General features: G+C 60.6%; 6 protein-coding genes. 3 read left to right on the top strand and 3 right to left on the bottom strand.

Translation table 11 applies throughout. The annotated features are described in order from the left end of the window. The 3 genes from M9827_RS03995 to M9827_RS04005 all read right to left on the bottom strand — a co-directional run. The coding region (locus M9827_RS03995) for a hypothetical protein (protein ID WP_250603651.1) at positions 1 to 417 on the bottom strand (417 nt) is incomplete at its 3' end. Between the two features lie 147 nt (positions 418 to 564). Beyond that, positions 565 to 960 (bottom strand): YbaN family protein, encoded by a 396-nt coding sequence (locus M9827_RS04000; RefSeq protein ID WP_250603653.1) that lies wholly within the window; start codon positions 958 to 960, stop codon positions 565 to 567. A 10-nt stretch (positions 961 to 970) separates the two neighbouring features. Further along, a complete protein-coding gene (locus tag M9827_RS04005; RefSeq protein WP_016984205.1) occupies positions 971 to 1558 on the bottom strand; it encodes a UPF0149 family protein in 588 nt (195 codons plus the stop codon). 396 nt (positions 1559 to 1954) lie between these two features. On the opposite strand from M9827_RS04005, the gene recQ reads away from it, so the two are divergent. From recQ to M9827_RS04020, 3 genes are all read left to right on the top strand, one after another. Next, a complete protein-coding gene (gene recQ, locus M9827_RS04010) occupies positions 1955 to 4084 on the top strand; it encodes a DNA helicase RecQ (RefSeq protein ID WP_250603655.1) in 2130 nt (709 codons plus the stop codon). Positions 4085 to 4384: 300 nt separating this feature from the next. Then, positions 4385 to 4819 carry a MarR family transcriptional regulator gene (locus M9827_RS04015; protein ID WP_027613988.1) on the top strand — a complete coding sequence of 145 codons (435 nt, stop codon included), beginning with the start codon at positions 4385 to 4387 and terminating at the stop codon, positions 4817 to 4819. Between the two features lie 127 nt (positions 4820 to 4946). After that, positions 4947 to 6716, top strand: a complete 1770-nt coding sequence (locus tag M9827_RS04020) for a motility hub landmark protein FimV (RefSeq protein ID WP_250603657.1) — start codon at positions 4947 to 4949, stop codon at positions 6714 to 6716. Positions 6717 to 6823 lie beyond the last annotated feature (107 nt).

Raw genomic sequence — 6823 nt, forward strand, 5'->3', positions numbered from 1 at the left:
CCCGCCGTCACCGTTGTCATCATCGCCGCCTGGGCGCGTCAGCTTGACCAGCACCTGCATCACTTCGGACGGTTCATCCTTGCTCGCGCCCAGTAGCCTGACGGAATAGGACACCGCAAACTCGCCATCGACCATGTGCCGGGGAGGCACGAACATGCGCAGTTGCGTCTTGACTTCGTCCTTGTTGACGGTCTCCACCCAGACGTTCTGCCCGGTGCCCCAAAAGACCGTCAACCTGTCGCCTTCGGCCATGTTGCCCCACGGCCCCGCCTGGCAAAGCAGGCCATGAAGCGGAAAGTTGTCCAGCGCCGCGGCGATGTTGATGCCCCAGACATCGGGATTCGTCGACACCGGGTCTTTGCTGCGACCGGGGATGCCGAGTTCTTCGAGGAGCATAGGTTCGATGGGGTTGGACATGGCGAGGACTCCGTGGCGGGAAGATGACGGAGTGATTGAACGGCTAAACGGCAGAATGCGCACCTGTCAGATCTGACAGGTGCGTAGGGCTTTCAGATGAACGGCATTAACGGGGCGCTGTTTTTTAGCCAGGCATTTACCGACGACTCAAGGCTTGTGCAGGGTTTTCTGCCGCAAAATGTAAACCGTCACCAACACCGCGCTGGTCAACATGAACGCCCGCGCCCACGGCAGTGGCACCAGGTAGCACGAGAACAGAATGCTCGCCCACATCAGCCCGATCGCGTAGACCTTGCCCTTGAGCGGAATGCCGTTGCCATCAAGGTAATCGCGGATCCATGGCCCGAGCCGTGGGTGCTCGACCAGCCATTGATAGAAACGCGGAGAACTGCGCGCGAAGCAGGCTGCGGCGAGCAGAAGGAAAGGGGTGGTGGGCAGGACGGGCAGGAAGATACCGATCACCCCCAATGCCACGCTGAGCCAGCCGATGGCCAGCAGGATGTAGCGCAACATCAGGGGGCGGTTGCCTATGGGGTTGTCCATAGGCCGGATCTTAGTGGTGACGTGGCTTGAGGATCGCCGGTTTTTCGTCAGGCGCTTGGCACAGCAGGTACAGCGCGGTCAGGGCTTCCGGGATCTGTACGATCATGTCGTCCATCAGGTTGGCGTCCTTGGCGATGTCTTCGAATTCCGGCTGTTCGTCGAACAGGCCCGAACCGACCATGATCGGCAGGAGCATTTCGCTGACTTCTTCTTCGGCGGTTTCGAACCAGGCGGCCTCACGCAGGAACACGCCTTCCATGAAGCCGATGCACCAGCCGCGCAGTTCCGAATCGTCCGGCTCGTCGCCCAGATCCAGTTCGCATGGCAGCTCGAACTCTTCATCCGAGGCCAGTTGACGGGCAATGTGGGCCTTGAGGCCGATCAGGGTGGCTTCGATCTCTTCGCGCTGGGCGTCGCTGCTGTAATGCGGCTCTTCGGCGAACAGGGCGTCGATCCACTCACGCTCCGGCACGTCTTCTGCGCAGATCGACAGCGCGGTCAGGTAGCCGTGAGCGGCCACGTAATCCAGCGCCTCGTCATGCAGCTCGTCGGCGTCGAGGAAAACTTGCAGGCGGGTCAGTTGCTCAGCGAAGGACATTACGGGGCTACCTTGGGGAATAAACAATGCGGGAATTCTAGGCCTTCTTGCGCGCTCAAGCCAGCCGCACGGCAGATTTGCCGCAATTGCCGGGCCACATGCCAAACCTGTGGGAGCGAGCCTGCTCGCGAAAGCGGCGTATCAGGCACCTTTATGTCGACTGACCCACCGTATTCGCGAGCAGGCTCGCTCCCCAGGGGATTTATGTGTGGCAGGTTCATCTGTGTCTTCTCAGCGGCACCCTGTGCAGGGAAGGGCTCGGGTATACTGCCGCGTTTTGCGATCCCTGCCCGCATTGCGGTTGTCGTGCAATGCGCTCTTACGTTTTGTTTAAGCAGCCGTGGCTGTTCTGAACCAGCCTGCGCAGGGATGTATCGGTAGATTTTTGGAGTTTTTATGCTCGAACAGGCTCAACGCGTCCTCAAGGACATCTTCGGCTACGACAGCTTCCGTGGCCGACAGGGTGCAATCATTGAGCGCGTGGCCAGCGGCGGTGATGCGCTGGTGCTGATGCCTACCGGTGGCGGTAAATCCCTGTGCTTCCAGGTGCCGGCGCTGTTGCGTGAAGGCCTGGCAGTGGTGGTGTCGCCGCTGATCGCGCTGATGGACGATCAGGTCGCCACCCTTGAAGAACTCGGTGTAGCCGCCGCTGCGCTGAACTCCACCCTGAGCGCCGAGCAGCAGCGTGACCTCGCCGCGCGGATCAAGCGCGGCGAAGTGAAGATGTTGTATCTGGCGCCCGAGCGCCTGGTGCAGCCGCGCATGCTGTCGTTCCTGCAAGGCCTGAACATCGCGCTGTTCGCCATCGACGAAGCGCACTGCGTGTCGCAATGGGGCCACGATTTCCGTCCGGAATACCTGCAACTGGGCCAACTGGCCGAGATGTTCCCCGACGTTCCGCGCATCGCCCTGACCGCCACCGCCGACAAGCGCACCCGCGAAGAAATCGTCACCCGCCTGCACCTGCAAAATGCCGAGCGCTTCCTGTCGAGCTTCGATCGCCCGAACATCTTTTACCGCATCGTGCCCAAAGAGCAGCCACGCAAGCAGTTGCTGGCGTTCCTCGCCGAGCGGCGCAGCGATGCCGGCATCGTCTATTGCCTGTCGCGCAAGAAAGTTGAAGAGGTCGCGGCGTTCCTCAGCGAGCAAGGCTTCCCGGCACTGCCTTACCACGCTGGCCTGCCCAACGACTTGCGCGCTTATCACCAGAAGCGCTTCCTTAACGAGGAAGGCCTGATCATGGTCGCTACCGTGGCGTTCGGCATGGGCATCGACAAGCCCAACGTGCGCTTCGTCGCCCACCTCGATCTGCCGAAATCCCTCGAGGCGTATTACCAGGAAACCGGGCGCGGCGGCCGTGACGGCCTGCCGGCAGATGCCTGGATGGCCTACGGTCTGCAAGACGTGGTGATGCTCAAGCAGATGCTGCAGAACTCCGAAGGCGACGAGCGACACAAGCGTCTGGAGCAACACAAGCTCGATGCAATGCTGTCGCTCTGCGAGGAGACCCGCTGCCGTCGCCAGACCCTGCTCGCGTACTTCGATGAGGACATGCCCGAGCCGTGCGGTCATTGCGACAACTGTGTCGACGGCGTGCAGACCTGGGACGCGACAGAGCCTGCGCGTCAGGCCTTGTCGGCGATTTTTCGCACCGGCCAGCGTTATGGCGTCGGTCATCTGGTCGACGTACTGCTGGGCAAGGACAACGAAAAAGTCCGCAGCTTCGGCCATCAGCATCTGTCGGTATACGGCGTCGGCAAAGCGTTGAGCGAAAGCGAGTGGCGCTCGCTGTTCCGCCAATTGGTCGCGCGCGGTCTGGCGGATGTCGATCACGAAGGCTATGGCGGCCTGCGTCTGAATGACAGTTGCCGGCCATTGCTCAAAGGCGAAGTCACGCTGGAGCTGCGCCGCGATCTCAAACCGCAGGTTACCGCCAAAACTGCGAGCAAGAGCCCGGCCAGTCAGCTGGTGCGCGGCGAAGAGCGCGAACAGTGGGAAGCCCTGCGCGCCCTGCGACGCAAACTGGCCGAAGAGCATGGTGTGCCGCCGTACGTCATCTTCCCCGACTCGACCTTGCTGGAAATGCTCCGCAGCCAGCCGACCTCGCTGGCGGAAATGGCCCGGGTCAGCGGCGTCGGCGCACGCAAGCTGGAACGCTATGGCGATGCCTTCCTCGAAGTGCTCGGTGGCGAGGCCGAGGCGCCGAAAGTGGTGGCCGATGTACGCCACGAACTGATCACCCTGGCACGCGCCGGCATGACCCCGCTGCAGATCGCCGGTCAGTTGCAGTGCTCGGAGAAGAACGTCTACACAATGCTCGCCGAGGCCATTGGCAAACAGCAGCTGTCGTTGGAGCAGGCGCTGGATTTGCCGGAAGAGCTGATGGGCGAAGTGCAGGACGCGTTCCTCGATGGCGAAGGCGAGTTGCCGTCGGTCGCCGAAGTGGCGGAGTTGTTTGCCGGTCGTGTTCCGGAGGGTGTGCTTTATTGCGTGCGGGCCGCGTTGCAGTCTGAATTCGAGATGTAATTTGGCTCCGGCCCTCACCCCAGCCCTCTCCCAGAGGGAGAGGGAGCCGACCGAGCTGTCTTGCGCTATACATCGACCTGAAAAACCGAGTCGATTATGGATTCAGCGCTGAGCTGTCACGTCGGCGTAATTCCCAAATATCCCCCATTCAGTCCCCTCTCCCTTTGGGAGAGGGTTAGGGTGAGGGGCTCTCGAGATGTAACGATTCAGTACAGACCGCCACTTGCCTATAACTGCAGCTCATGCTTAGCTGGCTAATAATTAGATTTTCTTTATTTTCAGTCTAACCGTGAGTGTTTTATGCCGTTAACCGATCAACACCGCTTTGGCATGCAACTGGCCCAGATGTCCCGTGGCTGGCGTGCCGAACTGGACCGCCGACTGGCCGGGCTGGGGCTGTCCCAGGCGCGCTGGCTGGTGCTGCTGCATCTGGCGCGTTTTGAAGACGCGCCGACCCAACGTGAGCTGGCGCAGAGCGTCGGCGTCGAAGGGCCGACTCTCGCGCGCTTGCTTGATAGTCTGGAAAGCCAGGGCCTGGTGCAACGCCAGTCCGTGATGGAAGACCGTCGGGCGAAAAAAATTGTCCTCTGTGCACCGGCCCTGCCGCTGATCGAACAGATCGAAACCATTGCCACACAACTGCGTCACGAACTGTTCGAAGGCGTCGACGAGGCGGATTTGAAGGTGTGCATGCGGGTTCACGGGCACATTCTGGGCAACCTGGAAAAATCTTGAGGCACATCCACGTGCCGTATCTTTGAGAGATCGCGCTGAGCCGACTATAAGAACTACTGGGCAATATCGTGTTCGTACCGGATGTGCGAACGCATAGAAGTCGGTTTTGCTTATTTAAGGGATGCTCATGCTCGCAAGTCGGCACGTGGTACTGCGCGGTGGCGCCAAATGGCTGCTGGTCGCCGGTGTATTCAGCTATTCGGCCTGGTCGATGGCGTTGGGGCTGGGTGATATCACCGTTCATTCCGGCCTCAATCAGCCGCTCAAGGCCGATATCACATTGGTCGATGTCGGCGGGCTGACGCCAAACGATCTGTCGGCGCGCCTGGCCACGGTGGATGAATTCGCCGAGGCCGGGGTCGAGCGAGTGTTCTTCCTCAACGACCTCAAGTTTGTCCCGATCCTGCATGGCAATCGCCAGATGATCCGGGTGACGTCAAGCAAACCGGTCAACGAACCCTTTCTGAATTTCCTCGTGCAGCTCGATCAGCCCAATGGCCGTTTGCTGCGTGAGTACACGGTATTGATCGATCCACCGGGTTCACCGGGTATCGTGCCGGCCACCGATGAGCCGGATCCGCGTGCGCAATCTTCCGCGTTTCCCACCGTCGAGCCTGTCGTGGCTGCGCCGCCGGCACCTCAGGCCAAACGCGACGCCGCGCCCGCGCCAACGCCTGCAAGTCCGCCCGCCAACGATGCATTGGCCGAGCAACTGGCTGCCAGTGTCTTGCTGAATCAGCAATTGCAAAAGACCATCGACGAACTGAACGCCAAACTGCAGACGCAGGATGTGCAGATTGCTGATGGCAAGAAGCAGATCACCGATTTGCAAACGCGTTTGGCCGAGCTTCAGAAAGCACCGCCACCGCCCGTTGTCACTCCGACACCTGCTCCGGTTGTGGCACCTGTTGAGTCCACAGGTGACGGTTTGAACTGGCCATTGCTTGGCGGCCTGTTGCTGTTTTTGGCGGCCTTGGCCGGGCTGTTTGTGCACCGTCGACGGCAACAGCCGCAACAGGATGATCAACAGCTGCCACTGTTGCCGCAGAGCGATGAACCTGACGTGGCGGAAGTCGAAAATGCAGAGCCTGTCAGGGCTCACACATCCGCCCAAAACCGTGAGGAACCAGCTGCGGGCGATGTGCTGGAGGCGGTGGGAATCTATCTGGCCTATGGCCGCTTGGGCGAAGCGGCCGGGTTGCTGCGCGATGCCCTGCATAAGGAACCGGAGCGGACGGATATCGGTTTGCAGTTGCTTGAAGTCCTGGGGCGTCAGGGTGACAGCGCCGCGTATGAGCAGCAGGAAAGTCAGTTGCGTGAACAGGGTGTGGACGTCCAGACGTTGCAGGATGTTCGTGTTCGCCATCCGAAACTGGCGGGCGCCGTACCGATGGCCGTGGTGTCGCCCGTTATTGCGGTAGCCCCTGTTGTCACCGCCCAACCGGCGCCTGAAGATGATTTCGAGTTGAACCTGGGCGAATTGTCGATGGATTCCAGTTGGGATCTGGAGGACAGCCGCACGGCCATCACTGAGCCAGCGGCAGATACCTCGGCGCTGGGTTCCAGTCTGCAAGTATTGCCTCAGGACTTTGACTTGCCGGAAGCGACCAGCGAAGAAACCGAACTTGAGTGGATCCCTGAGCCGGACGCCGAGCCGCTGGATGAAGATTTTCTCAATGAGTTTGCTGATGCCGAGCCGTCACTGGCGTTGCAACCGCTGGATTTGCAGGAACCTGAGCCGGTACACGACGAAAGCTGCGGAAAGCTCGAACAGGCGCAGACGTGTATCGATGACGGCGATATCGACAGTGCGATTGCGCTGCTCAACGAATTGCTCAAGGAAGGCGATGAGCCGTTGAAGCAAACGGCGCGAACGTTGCTGGCGGGGATTCGCTGATCGGAGTGTCAGCCACTGATGGATTGATTGTGCTGACGCCATCGCGGGCAAGCCCGCTCCCACAGTGATCTGTGGCGCTCACAAAACCTGTGGGAGCGGGCTTGCCC

This window comes from Pseudomonas sp. AKS31 (assembly GCF_023634765.1).
Taxonomy (GTDB): Bacteria; Pseudomonadota; Gammaproteobacteria; order Pseudomonadales; family Pseudomonadaceae; genus Aquipseudomonas.

Coding starts and splice junctions, on each gene's coding strand:
- M9827_RS04000 (WP_250603653.1), bottom strand. CDS start 960: ATGGACAACCCCATAGGCAACCGCCCCCTGATGTTGCGCTACATCCTG.
- M9827_RS04020 (WP_250603657.1), top strand. CDS start 4,947: ATGCTCGCAAGTCGGCACGTGGTACTGCGCGGTGGCGCCAAATGGCTG.
- M9827_RS04015 (WP_027613988.1), top strand. CDS start 4,385: ATGCCGTTAACCGATCAACACCGCTTTGGCATGCAACTGGCCCAGATG.
- recQ (WP_250603655.1), top strand. CDS start 1,955: ATGCTCGAACAGGCTCAACGCGTCCTCAAGGACATCTTCGGCTACGAC.
- M9827_RS04005 (WP_016984205.1), bottom strand. CDS start 1,558: ATGTCCTTCGCTGAGCAACTGACCCGCCTGCAAGTTTTCCTCGACGCC.